Genomic DNA, 20,317 nt, shown 5'->3' with positions numbered 1-20,317 from the left:
AGGCGAGGAACCGTATGAGCCTGGACAGCCCCGTGCTGGAGATCGACCCGCTGCTGGACGACCCGAAGACCCGCATCATCGTCTGCTGCGGCTCCGGCGGCGTCGGCAAGACCACCACCGCGGCGGCGCTCGGCGTGCGCGCCGCCGAGCGCGGCCGCACCGCGGTGGTCCTCACCATCGACCCGGCGCGCCGCCTCGCCCAGTCGATGGGCCTGACCGAACTCGACAACACGCCGCGCGAGGTGGCCGGAATCGATCGGTCCGCGGGCGGATCGCTGCACGCGATGATGCTCGACATGAAGCGGACCTTCGACGAGGTCGTCGTGCAGCACTCCGACCAGGAGCGGGCCAGGGCGATCCTGGAGAACCCCTTCTACCAGTCGCTGTCGGCGGGGTTCGCGGGCACGCAGGAGTACATGGCGATGGAGAAGCTGGGCCAGCTGCGCGCCCAGGACGCCTGGGACCTGATCATCGTGGACACCCCGCCGAGCCGCAGCGCCCTGGACTTCCTGGACGCGCCGAAGCGGCTCGGCTCGTTCCTCGACGGCCGCTTCATCAAGCTGCTGATGGCGCCGGCGAAGGTCGGCGGCCGGGCCGGGGTGAAGTTCCTGAACATCGGGATGTCGATGATGACCGGCACCCTCAGCAAGGTGATGGGCGCCTCGCTGCTGCGCGACGTGCAGACCTTCGTGGCCGCAATGGACACCATGTTCGGCGGCTTCCGCACCCGGGCCGACGCCACATACCGGCTGCTCCAGGCGCCGGGTACCGCCTTCCTGGTGGTCGCGGCGCCCGAACGGGACGCGCTGCGCGAGGCGGCGTACTTCGTGGAGCGGCTCGCCGCGGAGGACATGCCGCTGGCCGGCCTGGTGCTCAACCGGGTGCACGGCAGCGGCGCGGGCCGGCTCACCGCGGAGCGCGCGCTGGCGGCGGCCGAGTCCCTTGAGGACGCCGCGGACGCGGCGGAAGGGGCGGACACCGAGGAGGGTGCCGAGGCGGAGGCGGGTGGCCGGGACGCGGCGGGCGGCCCGGAAAATCTTGACGGCGCCCGCATTGTCGATCATCCGTCCGGGAAGACTGTTCCCGGCGCCACGGGGGGCGGCAACCGTACGGAGGGAGACCACCGGCAGGACCAGGACCGTACGGACCGCTTCACCGCAGGGCTTCTGCGCCTGCACGCCGAACGCATGCAGGTGGTCGCGCGTGAACGGCGCACCCGCGACCGCTTCGTCTCCGTGCACCCCGAGGTGCCCATGGTCGACGTCACGGCCCTGCCCGGCGACGTGCACGATCTGGAGGGCCTGCGGGCGATCGGTCTGCGGCTGGGCGGCGACGAGCCGGCCGCGGCGTAGCTCCGTACGGCGGCCGGCGGTCGGTGGCCAGCGACGTCAAGCGGCCGGTCGCAGCGGCCGGCCGGCTCGACCGTCAGCCCGCCGCGGCGTAGTCCGCCTCGTCACCGAGCGGCAGCAGGCCCGTGCTCTGCTCGTACTCGGTACGGGCCGTCTCCAGCAGCCGGCGCCACGACGTCACCGTCGGACGGCGGCGCAGCAGCGCACGGCGCTCACGCTCGGTCATCCCCCCCCACACACCGAACTCCACCCGGTTGTCGAGCGCGTCCGCCAGGCACTCGGTCCGCACCGGGCAGCCGGTGCACACCGCCTTGGCCCTGTTCTGGGCCGCCCCCTGGACGAACAGCTCGTCCGGATCAGTCGTCCTGCACGCGGCCTGCGTGCTCCAGTCGGTTACCCAGCTGCTCATGCTGGCGCCGTCCTCTCCCGAATCGAGGCTCCCCCACGGCGGCAACCGGCATATTCACCGTTGCCAGTTGAGGACGTTACGGAAGGTAGGCGCGGCGCAACAGCCCTTTCAGGCCCAATCTTGCATGGCCCGAATGGACTATGCGTGCACGAGAGATCACCCGGCGGAGTGACCGGGGAGTACATCGGATCTTTCGGACGAATCCCACAAGTTCGCCCACCGAGAGGCCCAAGACCTCAGGCATATGCCGAAATTCGGACAGTTCTCATCACTCACAAGAGTGACGACGGGAGACAGCGACGCGTGCGGCGTTCGCGTCCTGTCCGTTACAGAGTAGGCGAACAGTTGGGCGCACGTCCTCAGAATTGGCACGTAGGCTGCTCTCCATGGCTCACAAGCGTTCCGGCGGGGGGCTGTCGACGGCCCAGCAAGCCGCCAAGTTCCTCGGTGTCAGCGTTCTGGCCGGCGTCGTCCTGGCAGGGATCACCCTGCCGGCCGTCGGTGCACTCGGCTTGTCCGCGAAGGGCACGGCGACCGGCTTCGACGACCTGCCAGGCGAACTCAAGGCACCCACGCTGAGCCAGGCGTCGAAGATCCTCGACGCCAAGGGCGGCCTCATCGCCACCGTCTACTCCCGCGACCGCACGGTCGTGCCGATCGAGAAGATGAGCCCGAACATACTGAAGGCCATCGTCGACATCGAGGACGCGCGCTACTACGAGCACGGCGCGCTCGACCTCAAGGGCATCCTGCGCGCGCTCAGCCACAACGCGTCGGACGGCGGCACCCAGGGCGCCTCGACCCTCACCCAGCAGTACGTGAAGAACGTCTTCGTCGAGGAGGCGGGCGACGACGCCGACAAGGTCGCCCAGGCCCAGGCGCAGACGGTGGGCCGCAAGATCAAGGAGATGAAGTACGCGATCCAGGTCGAGAAGGAGCTCGGCAAGAAGAAGATCCTGGAGAACTACCTCAACATCACCTTCTTCGGCGAGCAGGCGTACGGCATCGAGGCCGCCTCCGAGCGGTACTTCAGCGTCCACGCCAAGGACCTGAGCATCCCCCAGGCCGCGATGCTGGCCGGCCTGGTCCAGTCCCCGAGCCGCTACGACCCGGTCAACGACGAGACCGAGGCGCTCAAGCGGCGCAACACCGTGCTCGCGCGGATGGGGCAGCTCAAGGACATCACCCCGGCCGCGGCCGCCGCCGCCGAGAAGGCGCCGCTGGGCCTGAAGGTCAGCAAGCCGAAGAACGGCTGCATCACCGCCGTCAACGGCGCCGGCTTCTTCTGCGACTACGTGCGCGAGACCTTCCTGCAGAACGCCGCCTTCGGCGCGACCAAGGAGGCCCGCTCCGCGCGCTGGAACACCGGCGGCCTGACCATCCACACCACCCTGGAGCCCAAGGCCCAGGCGGCGGCGATCCACGGCATCTCCAAGCACGTGTACAAGAGCGACCCGGTCGCGAGCGCCGCCGCGGTCGTCGAGCCGGGCACCGGCAAGATCCGCGCCATGGCGCAGTCCCGCCCGTACGGCTTCGGCAAGAACGAGACGCAGATCAACCTCTCGGTCGACCGCGGCATGGGCGGCGGCGCCGGCTACCAGCCGGGTTCGACGATGAAGCCGTTCACCGCGGCCGCCGCGCTGGAGCAGGGCATCCAGCCCGCGCAGTCCTACCCGTCGCCGCACGAGATGCCCTATCCCGACGTCCCCGGCTGCGGCAACACCGTCTACCGCGACCCGGGCGTGAACGTCACCAACGAGAACGACTCGGAAAACGGGCCGTACACGATGCCCCAGGCGCTCCAGAAGTCCATCAACACCTACTTCGTCTCCCTCGAGGCGCAGGTGGGGCTCTGCCCGATCACCCAGATGATCAACCGGCTGGGCATGACCCAGCGCGCCGGCGGCGGCCAGTGGACGCTCGGCGGCTCCTTCACCCTCGGCTCGAACGAGGCCTCGCCGCTGGACATGGCCGCGGCCTACGCCGCCTTCGCCGCCCGCGGCACCTACTGCACGCCGATCGCCATCGAGTCGGCCACCGACGCCGCGGGCAAGGCCATCCCGGTGCCCAAGCAGCACTGCGGCCAGGCGATGTCGACCAACACCGCCGACACCATCACCACCATGCTCAAGGGCGTGGTCGACGACGGTACGGGCACCGAGGCCGGCCTCCAGGACCGCGACTCCGCCGGCAAGACCGGTACCACCGACGAGCGCAAGGCGGCCTGGTTCGTCGGCTACACCCCGCAGCTCGCCGCGGCGGTGTGGATCGGCGGCGACGGCGCCAAGCAGGTCAAGATGAACAAGGTCCGGTTCGGCGGGGTCACCTACCACCCGATCTACGGCGCCACCGGCCCCGCGCCGATCTGGCGGGACATCGTGAGCGGCGCGCTGGAAGGCACCGAGCCGCAGAGCTTCCACCTGGTGCCGCTCAACCTGCCCGACCCGTCCACGTCCCCCGACCCGCAGAACACGAACAAGCCGGGCGGCGGCGACGGCAAGCACAAGGGCCACGGCACGGGCGGCGCGACCGTCATGGGCGCCACGACCGGCCTGGTGACCGGCGGGGCGAACGGCGGGCTCCCGGGCGGCGCGACCGGCGCGACGACCGCGGGGGCGACCACCACGGGCGCGGCGGCCGGCGGCGCGGCGGGCGGCACCACCAGCGGGGCGACGGGCAACCCGTGGCCGCCGGTGATCCTGCCGTCCGGCGGCGACGCGGGGGGTACGCCGTGAGCGGCGGGCGGCGGTAGCGGCTGCGACATCGGCCGCCGGGCGCCGGGCCCGAGGGACCAGGTAAGGGGCGCTCCACAAGGTGGGGCGCCCCTTACGTGTGGGACCGGGTGGGACCGGGGTTCGGTCCGAAGTCAGCCGGGAGGTCAGTCCGCGAGCTGCTTCCTGACCTCTGCGGCGACGCGGCCGCCCTCCGCGAGCCCGGCGACCTTCGGGTTGACGATCTTCATGACCGCGCCCATCGCCCGCGGCCCCTGCGCGCCGGACTCGGCCACCGCGGCCCGTACGATCTCCGCCAGCTCCTCGTCGCCGAGCTGCTGCGGCAGGTACTCCGCGAGCACCTCGCCCTCGGCCCGCTCCCGCTCCGCGGACTCCGCCCGGCCGCCCTGCGCGAACGCCTCGGCGGCCTCACGCCGCTTCTTCGCCTCGCGCGTGATCACCTTCAGCACCTCGTCGTCGGAGAGCCGGCGGGCGGTCTTGCCCGAGACCTCCTCGTTGGTGATGGCGGAGAGGGTGAGCCGGATCGTGGCGGAGCGCAGTTCGTCGCGGCTCCTGATCGCCGTGGTGAGGTCGTCCTGCAGTCGCTGCTTGAGGCTGGTGGTCATGCGGTCGATTTTCGCACCGCGGGCGCGTAGGTGCGCCGCATTAAGCCTGCGGCCCTCGGCGGAGGCGGGGCGACCCCGCCCCCGGCCCGCCACCGCCCCGGACTCTGACACGATGGGGTGCATGCGCGCGCGATACGGAATCCCCCTCGGAGTGACGGCAGCCGGCGCGGCCTGCGTGGCGTACGCGGCCGGTTTCGAAGCCCGGTCCTTCCGCCTGCGCCGGGTCCAGATCCCCGTACTGCCACCCGGCATGCGGCCGATCCGCATCCTCCAGGTCTCGGACATCCACATGGTGTCGGGACAGACGAAGAAGCGGCGCTGGCTGCAGTCGCTGGCCGGCCTGCGCCCCGACCTGGTCGTCAACACCGGGGACAACCTCTCCGACCCCACCGCGGTCCCCGAGGTCATCGACGCGCTGGGGCCGTTGATGCAGTTCCCCGGCACGTACGTGTTCGGGTCGAACGACTACTACGGGCCCAAGTTCCGCAACCCGGCCAAGTACCTGGTGGAGAAGGCCAGGGGCCAGCACGGCCTGAACGGCAAGAGCCACAGCGCGCACGGCGTGATCAGGAACCCGTGGGGCGACCTGCGGGACGCGTTCGACGCGGCGGGCTGGGTGGGCCTGAGCAACTCGCGCGGCCGGGTGAAGCTCGACCACGGCCCGGTCCTCGGGCTCACCGGCCTGGACGACCCGCACATCAAGCGCGACCGGTACGCCGCGGTGGCCGGCGGCCCCGACCCGGACACCGACTTCACCCTGGCCCTGGTGCACGCGCCCTACCTGCGCGTCCTGGACGCCTTCACCGCCGACCGCTACCCGCTGATCCTGGCCGGCCACACCCACGGCGGCCAGGTCTGCGTCCCCTTCTACGGCGCGCTGGTCACGAACTGCGACCTCGACACCGACCGCGTGAAGGGCGCCTCTACCCACACGGCCACCGGCTTCACCTCCCACCTCCACGTCTCCGCAGGCTGCGGCGCCAACCGCTTCACCCCGGTCCGCTTCGCCTGCCCCCCCGAGGCCACCCTCCTCACCCTGACGTAGCCCCCCGGGGCCGCCCCTTGCGCCCCCGGCAGGCCCCCTGGACCGCCCCGCCCCCACCTCCCGAAACCGGATTTCGTCTCCGGCCCCGGGTCCGCTAAAGTAATCCACGTTGCACCGGGGTGTGGCGCAGCTTGGTAGCGCGCTTCGTTCGGGACGAAGAGGCCGTGGGTTCAAATCCCGCCACCCCGACTGGTGAACACGCAGGTGAGGGGCGGTCTTCCGATCAGGAAGACCGCCCCTCACGGCGTTCCGAGGGGGTCTTGGGAGAAAATTGGGAGACGATCTTGGTCGAGGGCTCTCTTCTTCCACCCCCTGGCCTGGTCTTTCTCCCGATCTCAGGAGCACGTCGAGCGCCCCGACCGGGGAGCCGGGGCTCATCTGGCGCCGGGCTTCGAGTGCGTCCTCCCACTGCTCGGTGAGCGCGTCCATGAGACGGGCGCGCATGCGCGGAGTGACGTGGGAGTAGCGGGCCTGGACAGAGCCGTCCTCGTGGCCGAGGCGCTCGTCCATGAGCTTGGGCGGGGTGCCGGCCGCCTCCATGATCGTCCGGTGGGTGTGCCGGAGGCCGTGCGGCGTCAGACCGGGGGCGATCGGGACCCAGCAGGCCTGGGCGCGCTGGGCTGCGCCCCTCCCGCGGGCGGGGATGCCAGGCCAGGGCTCGGCGAGCAGCGGGACGGGGTGGGCGTCGGAGGGGGCGCGGGTCGGGTAGGCGCCCGTGGTGGCTGGATAGAAGAGCCAGGAGGCAAAGCCGCTGCGCCGCCAGTGGGCCGCGAGTTCGCCTGAGGCGGCGTTGCGGATGTACCGCAGCTCGGCGATGGCGGCCTCCACGCGGCGCCGCCTGTCCTCCGAAACGCTGTCGGGCCAGTTGAGGACATTGGAGACAGTCCCGGCGGATACTCCCGCCTTGCGGGCGACGTCGACGAGCTTCGCGCCCGGCCGGCGGGCTGCCCCGTTGGCGGCGCTGTAGCCGCTGAAGGCGTACCGCAGCCCGTGGCAGCGGCAGGGCTCCGGCCGCTTGGCGGCGACGTGCCGCGCGAGCAACCCCGTCAGGAAGTCCGGGGTGTCGATGGTCCGGTAGGAGTCGTCCCTCGGCGGGCACCGGTGGAACTCGCCGCCGTCCAGCTCGTAGAGCTGCCACTCGACACGGAGTGAGCCGGGCACGTGCGTCTGCTCCTCGCTGATCGTGGTGACAGGGTGGTTCGCGGTGGCGTGCTTGCCGGCGATCAGGACGTTGACGCGACCGACGGAAACCAGTGCCTCGTCCAGGGCGACAGCCGCCCTTCGCGGATCCGTCGGCGTCAGCACGCGTACCGAAGGGTCGCCGGTGGCGAGGAGCACGGTGGCCAGGGAGGGATCGCCGTGCGTGTACACGTTGTGCCAGCCGTAGGAGGTGAGCAGCAGGTTGAGGCTGGGGGACGGCTTGCCCACGGCGAGACGCCGGTGCTTGAGATGTCCGACGATGCCTGCGGCGAGGAGGGGCGAGAACGCCTCGTAGGAGATCAAAACGCCTCGCCGTCCGCTCGCCGTCCATCCGGACAGCCAGCCCAGGAGGACCTCTTCGGCCAGCACTTCGGACGCCCAAGGTTCGTCCTGCAGCTCCGCGAGGTGGTCCGAGGCGAGTTCGTCGGGGCTGAAGACCCGGAATTCTCCAGAGGCGGCGTGGCCCCGCAGGACCTTGGCGATGACGTTCCCGAACAGATCGTTGCCGGGGTTCCTTGTGTGGAACGGGCTGGGCCAGGGCGTCATGCCAGGCCGAGCAGCCGAGTGCCATCTGGCCGCCTCCAGTGCGTCGGCGAGGTCACCCACGGGGTGGCCCCGGCCATCGAGCAGCTCGGCGGGGCGGTAAGAGGCCAGCCACTCCTCCAGTTGCTCCGCTCGAGTTCGTCGTCCCGGGCGCCGCTCAAGGGCGTCTTGTGGGCGCGGGCCGTGCCCAACACTCGGTGGCCGCCAACGATGTCCGGGCCGCTCCATCCCTTCACGCACCGGAGGAACACGGCTGCCCGGCCGCCGCTGGCCGACTCCTCGAGCGCATCAGAGAGTGCCGCGCGGAAGGCCCGATGTTCGTCGTCCGAGCCTGCCGCGACATCGACTACGCGGCCGCGCCAGCCCAGCCCGGCCGCATACGCGCGGAGCTGCGCGTCGTCCATGCTGCCCTGCAGCGATCGGTCACCCATCCTGAAGCCATTGACGTGCACGATGGGCACCACCGCGCTGTTCTGCGAGGCGCGGGCCGCGAGCCAGGAGGCGGCGGTCGTAGGGGTCTCACACTCGCCGTCGCCGATGACGGGCACCACGACCCGGCCCGAGACGTCGGCGGCCAGGCCGTGGCTGAACGCCAGTGCGCCGCCGAGACAACCGCCTGGAGCGGCTCCGGCCGCCAGAAGCGGGTGGACCTCGGAGCCGAGTCCGTCGGTCTCGGGGAAGTCGCGGGCGAGCCGGGCAAGCCCCTGGGCGTCGCGGGAGTACTGGGGGCGAAGCCTGGCGAGCTCGCCGGTCAGCCACGCGAACGCCAGCTGTACGACCCCTGCGTGTCCCGCGCCCAGCACCAGTACGACCTCGCGATCGGGCGATGCTTCCCCTGCCGCAAGCACGGTGTGCGCAAGCGCCCACGCAGCGCCGGGAACGGTGCCCCCAATGGACTGACGGCCGCAGCTTGACATGCCGGGCCTCAAGCGGCTCGGCCAGCAGGACGTTGTCGTCCAGGTGGAGAAGCACCACCGAGACGTAGGTGGCAGCCCGCCACAGCGCGTTCGCCTGACTCGTCACGAGGCCACCAGGCTCTCGTCGCCGAAGGCGAAGTACCAGAGGGGCCGGTAGCACTCCCACGCCTTCGGACGCAGACCGGTGAGTCCGCTGATCTGCTCGATCTCCTGCCTCGCTCGCAGGTAGAAGTCCAGGGTGTCCGAACCGTCCGCCCGGAGGCCGACCATGATCGCGTTGTGGGCCTGGTACACCTGGAAGTTGGGGAACTCCGTGGTGAAGGGCATCAGCTCGCCGACGCCCCTCCAGACTGTCGAGACCCACAACGTAGGTGAACGACGTCCCGTGACCCGCCCTGCATTGCCCGCCGGAGAACGTGCGGCATCTCGTCGGCGGTCAGGATCGCCTTGCTGGCCTTCAGCAGCAGGTCCCTTCGGCTGAAGCACTCCGCCGTGAGCCGCAGCACGAACGGCGCCACGTGCTCGGCAAGCTCCTCGAACGCCTGGCTACTGCCGATCATTGAGGTGAGGAAGCCGATACGGGCACCCACTCCGTGCACATCGAGCACCTCGCGGAGGCCGAGCAGGTGGTCGACGGCTGCACGCTCCCGCTCGAAGCAACCGGTCGATACCGTGACCTCGACGAGCTCGCGCAGGTTGCGACGCGGGTGCTGTTCGGTCATCGCGGCCAGCAACTCGCTGAGCTGACGCTCCTCCGCGAGCCGGGGATCAGCTGCGGCCTCCAGCGTGTTGGGACAGAACGCGCAACCGACGCAGCGGCTGCGGGCGTTGGGGTTGAGGGTGGCCGCACGCCCGTCGTCGCGGAAGTACCCGCCTACCGCCTCGTCGGCGGCCACCCGCTCGACGCTGCCGATCGGGACGTCGGCCAGCGACAGCTCGTCACCCCGTAAGGAGAAAGGGGACGTCTGCGCGTTCAGTGGAACGATCACCATCCACGGAATATGCGGACGGGAGGCGAGGCGTACGGACACGCGCGCCCTGTGCCTGCCGTGAACGGATGCGATCCCGAACAGGTTGATCGCGATGAGCAGCGCGTCCTCCACCGGGACGTGGTGCTCGTCTGCCATTCGCCGCACCGCGGGAAGTGTGAGCGGCGCCGACGTCTTGCTCAGGGCTGCGGTCATGGATCCTCCGAAGGGGTTCGAATCGGGGCTTGCCGAGTCCGACGGTGTGCCGTCCTGCGACTGACGGCTGAGGCCGGCTGTCTCATGGCTCGCTGGTCACGAGCTCGGCCCAGACGGTCTTGCCTCCCGGCGTTTCGAGCACGACGCCCCACCGCCCGCAGAGGGCCTCGACCAGGGGCAGCCCGCGGCCCCTCTCCGCCGCGAAGTCCGGTGACTTCTGGTGGGGGAGGTATGAGCCGGCGTCTGCGACTTCGATCCTGAGCCGCTGGTGCGCCGGCTTGAGGCGCACGTCGAGACGATCGCAGTCATCCTGGGCGTGAAGCACCGCGTTGGCAGTGAGCTCGGACGCGACAAGCTCGGCGTCCTCGATGAACTGCGTCTCGTATCCCCATACAGCGGTGACCCTCCGCACCAGGGCGCGGACGGCGGGTACGGAGCTGGGCAAGTTCAGGAAGGTCATCTGAAGGGCGACACAGCCGCCGTCAGCCTCGGAGGACCCGATCGAGGGAACGTCCCGATCCCCTGCGAGACGGTCATGTCCCGGCTCGCTGAGCGGCAGGCGCAGACCGTGCACGACTGCTTGATGCCGCGTCAGAAGGCTAGGAGGATGAACCGCGAGGAACCTGGAAAATTCTTCCGGGGTCTGTGAACCGGGCAGCGCCAAGCTGGGGGCATGCAGGGGATGACCGACAGTTTGAGCATCGGCGAACGCGTCGCCTGGCACCGGCGACGGCGAGGCATGCCGCAGGAGGTGCTCGCCGGACTGGTCGGCCGGACTGCCGACTGGCTCAGCAAGGTGGAAAACAACCGGATCGACCTCGACCGGCTGTCGGTGATCAACGCTCTGGCGGACGCCCTCGACGTGCAGCCGGCGACCTTCTGGCCGAGCCGTCGCTGCTGGAGTGGGCCGGGAACAGCCAGGCCGGAGCGGTGCCTCGGTTACGCGAAGCACTCATGGACTACAGGCGCATGTCACCCCTACTCGCGGCTGACGAGCCGAGTAACCTCCCTGACCTGGAGATCCTGCGTGCCGAGGTCGGCTCAGCGTGGTCGGCCTACCAGGATACAAAGTACACCCGGGCCACCCGACTGATCCCCGGCATCCTGGCTGATGCGCAGCGCGCAGTGCGCAGTTACGAAGGAGACGCCCAGCTCCAGGCCAAGGCGCTGTTGGCGATGGCGTACCAGGGTGCGGCCATGGTGCTGACGAAGATCGGCGAGGCGGATCTCGCCTGGATGGCAGCCGACCGGGGGCTGGGAGCAGCGCAGGAGTCGGGGGACCGCGTTGTCACGGGCTCGCTCTTCCGGTCCGTCGCCCACTGCCTCCTCTCGAACGGTCGACTCACCGCCGCCCGCGACCTCGTCACTGACTCCGCCGGCTACCTGGAGGACGGGCTCCCCGACGCCTCACCGACGTACGTGTCCGTCTACGGCACCCTCTTCCTCGTGGGGGCTGTCGCCGCAGCCCGCCTCGACGACCGGGCAACCGTCCGCGCGTTTCTGGCGGAAGCGGATGCAGCAGCCCAGCGCCTCGGGCAGGACGCCAACCACATGTGGACGGCCTTCGGCCCCACCAACGCGGCCATCCACCGCATCTCCGCCGCGATGGAGCTCGGCGACGTCCAGGTCGCCGCCGACCAGGGGCCGCGGGTGGACTCCTCCACCCTTCCCCTGGAGCGTCGCGTCCGCCACACCCTCGAAGTCGCCCGCGCCTATAGCGCCCAGAACCGCACCGACGAGGCCCTGGCCCTCGTCCTGGACGCCGAGGAGCTCGCCCCCGAGCAGGTCCGCTACCACTTCATCTCCCGCCACCTGGTGACGGCCTGGGTCCGGCAGCAAAAGGGCAAGCCGAGCCACCAACTCGCGGGCGTCGCCCAGCGGCTCCGCATCGTGGGGTGACGGGCGCAGCGACTACAGTCGTCGCCATGAGCGAGCCCCAGGCCCAACAAGAGGAAGTAGCCCAGCCCCGCACCGCTGCCGGCGTGCTCATCTTCGACGAGGTCGGCCGCGTCCTCCTGGTCAATCCGACCTACAAGCCCGGCTGGGAGATCCCCGGCGGCTACCTCCACCCCGGGGAGACCCCGAGTGAAGGCGCCGCCCGCGAGCTCAAGGAGGAGCTGGGCCTCACCACCCCCATCGGCCGCCTCCTCGTCGCGGACTGGGCACCCCACCCGAGCGAGGGCGACAAGCTCCTCTTCGTCTTCGACGGCGGCCTCATCACCGACGCGGACCGCGCCCAGATCACCCCGGACGGCGTGGAGATCGGCGAGTACGCCTTCCACGACGAGCCCCAGCTTGACGCGCTCCTGATCCCTCGTCTTGCCCGCCGGATTCACGCGGCCTTCGCGGCGAGAGAGCACGGAGGAACTGACTACCTTGAAAATGGCATCGCCGGGCCATGCCACTAATTCAGGTCGCCGATCAACCCTCGGATCTCACCCGAATCGACAGCGGTCCTATCGGTGCCAGCACTCACAAGCAAGGCATTCGGCAAATAATCTTTTAGGAGTATCTCTCAGGTGGCGTCGGCACTTACCGCTGCAAGGAATCGCTTCCACGGAAATCTTGTCAGCAGGCACACCCTGTCCCTATCGGCGGACAATGTGGCTTCAAATGCGGACAGTAGTCAAAATACCAGCCGGGCCATCGCATTGAGCGTCGCACGGGACCTTACGGCTCAGATCGTCCCAACAAAACTAACGGGTCAGCGAGCCGGCAAACAGTTCGAGGAGGCAGTAGAAGACTTTCTGGCCGAGACCTTTCCCATGTTTCAGGCGCTCCGCCCGGGCCGCTGGACGATCGAGAATGTCGGCGGATCGCGCGCCGAATATCAGATCTCCAAGTACGAACCCTACGCACATCTGGCCGACCTTGCAAAAGCCATCGAAAACGACCGAACGCTTGCCTCCGTACTGGGAAACTCATACGAGATCAGCCCCGACATCCTGCTGTTGCGGAGTCCCGAGGAAGATGGATCCATCAATTATCAACGCGAACTCGTTGATGCCGACTCTGGCCAATATGCCATCATCAGGAAGGCTAACCAAGAGCGCCTTATTGTCCACGCAATAGTTTCCTGCAAGTGGACATTGCGAAGCGACCGCGCCCAGAACGCACGCTCAGAGGCACTAAATATTATTCGAAACAGGAAGGGACGCACACCACACATTGCGGTGGTTACGGGGGAACCTTCGCCTTCACGGCTAGCATCTCTAGCCCTGGGCACTGGCGATATTGACACGGTGTACCACTTCGCCCTACCAGAACTAATCAAAGCAGTCGACCAGACAGATAACGATGAGGCAATTAACATGCTCCGCACACTGGTGGCCGGAAAACGCCTGCGCGACATCAGCGATCTACCACTGGATCTGACCGTCTAGAAATACCTAGACCACACTTGCGGTAAAAGTGGCCAATTTGCGCCCGTCTCAGCAAAAGACACATACAGACCTTGGACGCTGCGGAGCAGGACCTAATCGAAGAAAAAGGGAAATCCGCTTGCGCAACAGCCACCGGTGCTGGAGCGATCCGGCGAACGTGAATGGCATGGAGACGCCGGACTGGGATCGGGCTGGAGCCCGACGGCGACGGGACCACCTCCGCGGATCGATGATGCGGTTGAAGCTTTTCACCTCAATCGCTTGATCCGAACCCCGGGCCAGCCCCTAGTTAGTCGCTAAAGGGGTCGACAAGTTCCTGCTCCTAGCGGCAATAAAGCGAACAGCCAGCGACCGGACTCGGGGAACGCAACCAGAAGGGCTGTCCCGCGCCAGCCTGCAAATTGCAGACAGTCAGCTGATCTTCGCCCGGTGCTTGATGAACCTGTCGTGCCGCTGGTGGTCCTCCTGGCCGAGGAACGCCTTGAACTGGCCCAACTGGTAAGCGATGGCACCGTTGGACCGCTGCTGCGTGGTCATGGCGAAGTCGTGGGTCAAATGGTTGAGATGGCGCTCGACATCCGGTTGCTCCATCACCAGGCCGTGCTTGGCGAGTTTGCTGATGATCTGGTCGACAGTCAGTGCGCGCTCGTTCTCCTGGAGGAGGCGGTAGACGGGGTCGAGGACAGCATCGGTTGCTTCCACGAGGGTTCGCGGTTCGCCTTCTTGGAGGAGAGCATTTCTGATCGACACGCCCAAGGCCTTAGCTACAGGCGGCGGGAAGGCGTTGCCGATCTGGCGGTAGACAGACGTCTTGCGGCCGAGGAACTCCCAGTGGAACTCCTCATGGACGGTGGGCACATCGTCACCCGCTGGCTCGATGCTGGCCCAGCCCTGGATGCGTGCAACCATGGCTGTGGTCAGTTTCGGACCCTTTGCGCCGTTCTCCGGGCGCCACCCTGGCTCCGGCGGGTTATTGCGGATGCCCAGCCCGTCCACGCCGAGCTCGTCCCAAGCCCGCTTGGCGCGGGTAGGGCCGAGGTCAGCGCCGCCGTGCTTCTTCGACCCGCCTACGATTGTCGGCGCGATGTCACTGGCTCCCAGGACCCATTTCTCGACCTGCTCAGGCTCCCAGCCGTTGCTCGCCATCAGGTCTTCGAGGAGCTCGCCGACCGTCGGCGGCTTATGGGCGTGGGGCTGCGGCCACTCGAAGTACGGTGCATACTCCTCCTGCAGCGCAACGAGCACGAACCGCGGACGGAGTTGGGAGACGCCGAACTCGCTGGCGTGCAGGAGTTTCCACTCCGCGATGTAGTCGTGCTCTTTCAGGCGGTCCAGTACGTGCTGCCGGTATGCCGCGAACCGGTTGGCGCTGAGTCCGCGTACGTTCTCGAGGAGCAGCGCTTTCGGTTTGATCTTGCCGCACAGCTCTACTGCCCAGGCGAAGAGGTCACGCTCATCGTTGGCTCCGAGCTGCTTTCCTGCGATGCTGAAGGGAGGACACGGAACGCCGCCAGCAAGCAGGTCGACGCCCTTGTGCTGGCTCGGATTCCAGGTTTCAAGATCGGCAACGTCACCCGTCCGGACCGTATCCTCGGCTTCCTTCGCGCTGTAGCCGAGGATGTACTTCAGGTTGTGGCGCAGGGTGTCTGATGCACTCTGGTCTAGCTCGACCGCGAGCCGGTGCCGGAACCCGGCGCGTTCCAGTCCGAGGGTCTGCCCTCCGGCGCCCGCGCAGATCTCGACGACCTCGAGCCGCTTCTCCGGCTTCGATGCCGACATTGGATCTCCTTCCAGAGGCACTCGGCGCGGCTGGGCAGACCGCTCGGCGTCGCCCGCGTCCGGCAGCTGGAGCCGGTATCCGACTGCGTACATTGGCCGTTGCTGCACGATAGCCGCAGGTAGCAGCTGAGGTCAGCGTTTTGGCACCGGCGAGCCGGACAAGACAATGAAGTCTAGACGGCAACCCAGGCGCGCCTGGGACCGGGCTGCCGATCTACGGTTGCGCGTCCAGTTGCGCTGGGAGAGCCCGTGCAAGGCAAGGCCGTAACTAGTCACTCTCCAAGCGCCGACCTGACCTCGCCACGCGCTTCTCCTGGCAGTCGCCGGTAGGCGTTCCAGGCCCGCTCCAGCGCTGTGGTGCCGCGTCGGCCGCGCTCCATCCACCGGAGGAGCCGACGCCGGTCCCCGTCGTCCAGCTCTTTGATATCGGCCAGCACCTCGTCTGCGCGGGCCGGGCTGCCGTCGGAGCCGGCGCGGCAGCGTTTGCACTCGGCGACCAGGAGGACCTCCTCCCTCCCGTCGGGCAGGACAGTCGTGCGGCGGGTGACTGAGAGCACCGCCGTGCGATTGGGATCTTCCACGTAGGACTCGCCACCCGCGATGCCGCAAACGGTGCACATGTACTCATCTCGGGCAAAAACGGATCGCTTCTCCTTCGCGGAGATCGTCTTCTGCGGGGCGTTGGCCTGGCGTGCGGCCGGGTCCCAGACGGGCACCCCGGCTTCTATGAACCGCTGGTCCTCGGCGGCGAGGGAAGCGTCCTCACTGCTCGTGAGAATGACCCACCCGAAGTCGCGGAGGTCGCGGACGCGGCGGTCCACCTGGGAGATGCGGGGGAACGCTTCGCGGAGCTGCTCCTTGGTGAAGGTGTTGCCCTCGCCGACTACCTGGACCAGCCACAAGGCTCCGCGGACCATGGTTCCGGCCTTGAGCTCCCGGTCGTTCCAGTCTGGCATCGGCACTTCTGCTCCGTTCTCCGCTGGTGTGGAGAGTCGATTGTCGGTCAGCGGCGGCCTGCTTGTCAGTGATCCCTGAGAGGATGCGGGAAGTGCTCGTTGCTTCAGTCGGCTAGGAGGCCCCTGCTATGGCGGTGAAGTTCGGCGTCCCTCCGGAAGGGGAGAGGATCCGCTCTCTGGTGGAGGAGCGCCTGGAGCAGGCCATGAGGGAGAACGGGGCCAAGGTCACCGTCGACTGGCGCGGCGAGCAGAAGCACCTGCACGTGATCTCTGTGCCAGTTGACATGCTCTACTACAACCCGGACACGCACCGCATCCGCGCGCAGCGCACCCTGGAACCGGAAGGCAACCAGCTCCTCGAGGAGGAGCCGTGGAGCGAGCCCGCACAGGAGTACCTGCGCCGCCTGTTGAGCTGCAACCCGTCGAACCCCCACCAGATCGACCCGGACTACACGGCACTGAGGGACGAGCTCGACGACGTCGGCCAGAAGGAGCCGGGCATCATCAGCCCTGACGGCATCCTCGTGGACGGCAACACGCGTTGCGCCGCACTCAAAGACCTGGGGATCAAGGACATCCGCGTCGGCGTCCTGCCGTCCGATACTTCGCGTCGCGATATCAACAGCGTGGAGCTGGCGCTCCAGTTGCGCCGCGACAAGCGCCGCGAATACTCATACGTCAACCGGCTCATCGCTATCGAGGAAGAACTCGCGGGCGGACGGCGCGAGGAGGACGTGGCGCGCGACTTCAACATCAAGCCCCGCACTCTCCAACAGGACCGATGGGTCCACCAGCTGATCAGGGAGGCCATTGAGCGCAGCACGACCGACGACGGCGTCGGCCTGCGGCTTGTGGACTTCGAGGACCACCAGGAGAAGCTGCGCGAGCTGCACCGTGACTATACGGCGCTGGCCCACACCGACCCAGACGCCGCAGAGCAGCTGAAGGAGTCTCGGTTGGCCATGGTGGTCCTGAACTACGCGAAGACGTCGGTGCGCCTCGCCGAGGCCGACTTCCACAGCCGCTACCTGGAGGAGAGGCTTCCTGCCACGCTGCGCCCTGCGGAGCAGCAGTCCGCTGCCGTCTCCATCCCCGGCCTCCCGGACGTCGCCGTTCCGGATGCGACGGCCGCGGTCAAAACCACGCGCGCGCTCACTGACGCCCTACTCAAAGCCAAAGCCGCGTCCCAAGCCTCTGACAGGCTCCCGGCGGAAGACGTCGCGGCCGCAGGCGAGGCGATGCGCACGGCACGAAAGACCTTCGATGTAGCAGTCAAACTCGCCGGAGAGAGCCTCCTGCTGCGGAAGCGGCGCATCGCCGTCCCCGAGCGCCTCACCGATGCAGCCGACTATGTCAACCAGTGCGCCGCGGAGTTCGCCGAGGCCAAGCAGAAGCGCGCCTTGGACGAGGACGCGTTTGACGACGCGCTGCTCACCCTCCGGTCCAGCCTTGCCCGATTGGCGAAGCAGGCCGGCCGCACTTTCAGCTCACCCGGCGACGGTGTCGCCTGGCTTCTCGACGCGGTGCAGGAACGCTGATGCCGGTACCGCCTCCACCGCCGAGCCTGTCCATCGAATTCGGGGACAGCATGACGAAGGCCCGGCTTAGGGCCGGCAGCGGCTGCGAAGCCGACCTCCGGCGCCTCGCGCTGCGCTTCACCAGCAGCGTGCAGCGGTCGCCAGGAACGGCTGAGGTCGAGATCGACGAGCTGCTCACGAACCTGGTGGCGCTCGCCGCCTGGCCAGCGGCTGACAGCGTTGTATGGGACCCCCAGCTGGCCGCCTTGGCCACCGACTCGGCCAAGGATGCCCAGACCGTGGCTCGGCGCCTCGATCCCGGGGCGGAGCCCGCGGGAGAAGTGGATCCCGAGCAGGTGGCCAACCTTCTCGGCCCGGCTTGGCGGGCCGCTCTCACGCCGTTCCAGCGCAGGGACGTGGCCAAACTCCTGTCCCTGCGGCACGGCGCGAACTTCTCTGTACCGGGAGCCGGGAAGACCCGGGTCGGCCTGGCAGTCTTCCAAGCCCTGCGGCATGCAGGCGCTGTCGAGCGACTCCTCGTCGTCGGGCCGAAGTCCTGCTATGAAGCCTGGCAGGACGAGAACCGCCACTGCCTGGACGAGCCGCTCCGCATGGATGTCTTCTCCCGGGACGCCGATTCGGCCGCGGACTCGCTCCTCGTGAACTACGAGCGCCTCGACGGTGCCGCGAACGAACTCGGCCAGTGGCTGTCCGCCCGGCCCTCATTGCTCCTGCTCGACGAAGCGCACCGGATGAAGCTCGGAGCGGCGGGCACGTACGGGGCTGCCTGCCTCGCCCTGGGCCCGCGAGCCCGGCACCGGCTGATCCTGACCGGGACGCCCGCGCCGAACGGCGTCAGGGACCTGGAGAACCTGTTCGGCTTCGTGTGGCCCGGGCACGGCAGGCAGAAAGTGGTCCAGGCTGTCGCAGGCGGCGACTTGGCCAAGGCCAGCCGAGTACTGAAGCCGCTGTTCACCCGCACCACTAAGGACGAGCTCGGGCTGCCCCCAGTAATCACCACCATGCGCACCGTCCAGATGCCCCCGCTCCACCAGGAGGTCTACGAAGCACTCATCGGTCGCTTCTCCGCACGGGCCGCCGGCTCCGAGGGTGACTTCCAAGCCCTTGGAAAGATCATCGTCTACATGCTGATGGCCGCGACGAGCCCGGCCCTCCTATCAGTGGGCACGACACGGTACGAGCCCCTCGCCTACCAGGTGCCCCCACTCGCGCCTGCCGAAGGCACCCCGCTCTTCGAACTCATGAGGGACCTCCCCAGCTACGAGATGTCGCCGAAGTACCAGGAGGTCCTGGCCATCGTTGCGGAGAACGCCGCCCGCGGCCGGAAGACGCTGGTCTGGTCAACCTTCATCCGGAGCCTGAACACACTGGAGCGCATCCTCGCCGCGTACTCCCCGGTCGTTATCCACGGGGCCACCGAGGACCGCGAGGCCCAGATCGAGCGGTTCCGCAGAGATCCCGACTGCATGGTCCTCCTGTCCAACCCCGCCACGCTGGGCGAGGGCATGAGCCTGCACCACGACTGCCACGATGCCGTCTACGTCGACCGGGACTTCGCCGCGGGGCGGTTCCTCCAGAGCCTCGACCGGATCCACCGCCTCGGACTGGATCCCGATATCGAGACCCGGATCACCGTGCTCGCTTCCGAAGGCACTATCGACGAGGTCGTCGACCAGCGCCTGAGCGACAAGCTCCAGTTCCTTGGGCGCATCCTGGACGACCCGGCGGTGCAGCGGCTGGCAGACCTCGACGAGGAGCCCGCCTTCGGCGGAGGCCTGGACCAGCGCGACCTCCAGGCACTGATGGGCCACCTCCGTGCCCGTGCCGCCTGAGCCCGTCCTACGCGCGGCTGTCCGCTGGCTGGAGATGCTCCCGGCCAGCGGCACCGCCCGCGTCCGCGCCCTGCTGACCACCCATAGCGAGTTCAGCGACATCACTCCGACCCAGTACGACTCGGCCTACGCATGGATCCGCGAGACCGGTCTCGCGAGCGATCTGCAGAGCAGCGAGCCCGCCCCGCGCCGGGTCTTCGAGAGCGCTGTGGCAAGGAGCGGCGCACCCTGGCTGCCCGACGCCGACATCCTTGTGCGCGGCCCGGCCGAGCTTCCCGACGACGCACTGCGCGCGGCTCAAGTCCTAGGCATCAGCGAAGGCGACGCCTACGCGCAGATCCGCATGGCGTGGGGCAAGGTTGATACCGCAGAGCGCTCCCGCATAGGACTGGCGGGCGAGCTGGCACTCGTCGCCCTGCTGGCGGCGTCGGTTCAAGGCCGCGTGGACCATGTCGCTGCGCGGTCCGACGGCCACGGATACGACATCGCCGTAGCCGCCGACCTGGCCTGCGCTCATCTGGAGGTCAAGTCCACCACCCGCAGGGCGCGCCTTACGGTCTACCTCTCAAGGAACGAGTTCGAGACCATGCGGCACGACCCCGCATGGCAGCTTGTCGCTCTGCGGCTCGGTCAGGAGATGGAGCCCAAGGCAATCGCGACGGTCCCGAAGGAGTGGATCACGGCGCAGGCCCCAGGTGACCGGAATTCCTACGGGCGATGGGAGTCGTGCCGCCTCGACGTGCCTCCCGGCGTTCCGGTACCGGGTATCCCGAGCATCGCCTCGCTGCTGGTTGAGGACTCCTCGGAGCTCCTCACCGGAGCGGCTGGATGGCCTGGGTAGCCGG

17 protein-coding genes, 1 tRNA gene and 3 pseudogenes are annotated in these 20,317 nt (G+C 68.4%); 11 read left to right on the top strand and 10 right to left on the bottom strand.

Features of this window, described 5'->3' with window-relative positions:
• The first annotated feature begins 14 nt into the window (after positions 1-14).
• Positions 15-1,352: an ArsA family ATPase gene (locus V2S66_RS22330; RefSeq protein ID WP_330797722.1), complete on the top strand. Its 1,338-nt coding sequence runs from the start codon at positions 15-17 to the stop codon at positions 1,350-1,352.
• A 73-nt stretch (positions 1,353-1,425) separates the two neighbouring features.
• Here V2S66_RS22330 and V2S66_RS22325 read toward each other — a convergent pair whose 3' ends face one another.
• Positions 1,426-1,758 (bottom strand): WhiB family transcriptional regulator, encoded by a 333-nt coding sequence (locus V2S66_RS22325; protein WP_330797720.1) that lies wholly within the window; start codon positions 1,756-1,758, stop codon positions 1,426-1,428.
• 386 nt (positions 1,759-2,144) lie between these two features.
• Between V2S66_RS22325 and V2S66_RS22320 the strand changes: the two genes are divergently transcribed.
• The gene (locus V2S66_RS22320; RefSeq protein ID WP_330797718.1) at positions 2,145-4,493 is read left to right on the top strand and encodes a transglycosylase domain-containing protein; all 2,349 of its coding nucleotides are present in this window, start codon (positions 2,145-2,147) and stop codon (positions 4,491-4,493) included.
• A gap of 143 nt (positions 4,494-4,636) precedes the next feature.
• Here V2S66_RS22320 and V2S66_RS22315 read toward each other — a convergent pair whose 3' ends face one another.
• Positions 4,637-5,095, bottom strand: a complete 459-nt coding sequence (locus tag V2S66_RS22315) for a GatB/YqeY domain-containing protein (protein ID WP_330797717.1) — start codon at positions 5,093-5,095, stop codon at positions 4,637-4,639.
• A gap of 121 nt (positions 5,096-5,216) precedes the next feature.
• Here V2S66_RS22315 and V2S66_RS22310 point away from each other — a divergent pair, with 121 nt between their 5' ends.
• Together V2S66_RS22310 and V2S66_RS22305 are read left to right on the top strand one after the other, a co-directional pair.
• A complete protein-coding gene (locus V2S66_RS22310; RefSeq protein ID WP_330797715.1) occupies positions 5,217-6,140 on the top strand; it encodes a metallophosphoesterase in 924 nt (307 codons plus the stop codon).
• A gap of 115 nt (positions 6,141-6,255) precedes the next feature.
• A tRNA-Pro gene (locus V2S66_RS22305) sits at positions 6,256-6,329 on the top strand.
• Positions 6,330-6,941: 612 nt separating this feature from the next.
• Here the strand turns inward: V2S66_RS22305 and V2S66_RS34595 are convergent.
• The 6 genes and pseudogenes from V2S66_RS34595 to V2S66_RS22285 form a co-directional block, all read right to left on the bottom strand.
• Positions 6,942-7,886, bottom strand: a pseudogene (locus V2S66_RS34595) (LacI family DNA-binding transcriptional regulator); the annotation flags it as partial.
• A complete protein-coding gene (locus V2S66_RS22300; protein ID WP_330797713.1) occupies positions 7,883-8,800 on the bottom strand; it encodes a phosphoketolase family protein in 918 nt (305 codons plus the stop codon). The gene V2S66_RS22300 and the pseudogene V2S66_RS34595, both read right to left, overlap by 4 nt.
• Positions 8,784-8,906 (bottom strand): annotated as a pseudogene (locus V2S66_RS34590) (phosphoketolase family protein); the annotation flags it as partial. The gene V2S66_RS22300 and the pseudogene V2S66_RS34590, both read right to left, overlap by 17 nt.
• On the bottom strand, positions 8,903-9,127 hold the full coding sequence (locus V2S66_RS22295; protein WP_330797711.1) for a hypothetical protein: 225 nt from the start codon (positions 9,125-9,127) through the stop codon (positions 8,903-8,905). The gene V2S66_RS22295 and the pseudogene V2S66_RS34590, both read right to left, overlap by 4 nt.
• The gene (locus tag V2S66_RS22290) at positions 9,127-9,984 is read right to left on the bottom strand and encodes a hypothetical protein (RefSeq protein WP_330797710.1); all 858 of its coding nucleotides are present in this window, start codon (positions 9,982-9,984) and stop codon (positions 9,127-9,129) included. The genes V2S66_RS22295 and V2S66_RS22290 overlap by 1 nt, the downstream gene beginning before the upstream one ends.
• 82 nt (positions 9,985-10,066) lie before the next feature.
• Positions 10,067-10,444, bottom strand: a complete 378-nt coding sequence (locus V2S66_RS22285; RefSeq protein ID WP_330797708.1) for an ATP-binding protein — start codon at positions 10,442-10,444, stop codon at positions 10,067-10,069.
• Between the two features lie 213 nt (positions 10,445-10,657).
• Here V2S66_RS22285 and V2S66_RS22280 point away from each other — a divergent pair.
• The 4 genes and pseudogenes from V2S66_RS22280 to V2S66_RS22265 all read left to right on the top strand — a co-directional run.
• Positions 10,658-10,798 (top strand): annotated as a pseudogene (locus tag V2S66_RS22280) (helix-turn-helix domain-containing protein); the annotation flags it as partial.
• Positions 10,799-10,953: 155 nt separating this feature from the next.
• A complete protein-coding gene (locus V2S66_RS22275; RefSeq protein WP_330797818.1) occupies positions 10,954-11,883 on the top strand; it encodes an XRE family transcriptional regulator in 930 nt (309 codons plus the stop codon).
• A gap of 26 nt (positions 11,884-11,909) precedes the next feature.
• Positions 11,910-12,392 carry an NUDIX domain-containing protein gene (locus V2S66_RS22270; protein WP_330797707.1) on the top strand — a complete coding sequence of 161 codons (483 nt, stop codon included), beginning with the start codon at positions 11,910-11,912 and terminating at the stop codon, positions 12,390-12,392.
• 111 nt (positions 12,393-12,503) lie between these two features.
• Positions 12,504-13,367 carry an NgoMIV family type II restriction endonuclease gene (locus V2S66_RS22265; protein ID WP_330797705.1) on the top strand — a complete coding sequence of 288 codons (864 nt, stop codon included), beginning with the start codon at positions 12,504-12,506 and terminating at the stop codon, positions 13,365-13,367.
• A gap of 411 nt (positions 13,368-13,778) precedes the next feature.
• Here V2S66_RS22265 and V2S66_RS22260 read toward each other — a convergent pair whose 3' ends face one another.
• A complete protein-coding gene (locus tag V2S66_RS22260) occupies positions 13,779-15,146 on the bottom strand; it encodes a DNA cytosine methyltransferase (RefSeq protein WP_330797703.1) in 1,368 nt (455 codons plus the stop codon).
• A 272-nt stretch (positions 15,147-15,418) separates the two neighbouring features.
• Positions 15,419-16,102 (bottom strand): RNA-binding protein, encoded by a 684-nt coding sequence (locus tag V2S66_RS22255; RefSeq protein ID WP_330797702.1) that lies wholly within the window; start codon positions 16,100-16,102, stop codon positions 15,419-15,421.
• A gap of 128 nt (positions 16,103-16,230) precedes the next feature.
• Between V2S66_RS22255 and V2S66_RS22250 the strand changes: the two genes are divergently transcribed.
• Genes V2S66_RS22250 through V2S66_RS22240 form a run of 3 tightly spaced genes read left to right on the top strand, consistent with a single transcriptional unit; the run spans position 16,231 to position 20,313 of the window.
• Positions 16,231-17,640, top strand: a complete 1,410-nt coding sequence (locus V2S66_RS22250) for a ParB N-terminal domain-containing protein (protein ID WP_330797700.1) — start codon at positions 16,231-16,233, stop codon at positions 17,638-17,640.
• On the top strand, positions 17,640-19,472 hold the full coding sequence (locus V2S66_RS22245) for a DEAD/DEAH box helicase (RefSeq protein ID WP_330797698.1): 1,833 nt from the start codon (positions 17,640-17,642) through the stop codon (positions 19,470-19,472). Before V2S66_RS22250 ends, V2S66_RS22245 begins: the two co-directional genes overlap by 1 nt.
• Positions 19,473-19,506: 34 nt before the next feature.
• Positions 19,507-20,313, top strand: coding sequence for a protein NO VEIN domain-containing protein (locus tag V2S66_RS22240; RefSeq protein ID WP_330797696.1), 807 nt, complete (start codon positions 19,507-19,509; stop codon positions 20,311-20,313).
• The last annotated feature ends 4 nt before the right edge of the window (positions 20,314-20,317 follow it).

The organism is Actinacidiphila polyblastidii (genome assembly GCF_036353415.1).
In the GTDB taxonomy this organism is placed as follows: Bacteria; Actinomycetota; Actinomycetes; order Streptomycetales; family Streptomycetaceae; genus Actinacidiphila; species Actinacidiphila polyblastidii.
This window is presented reverse-complemented; position numbering and strand designations above follow the sequence as displayed.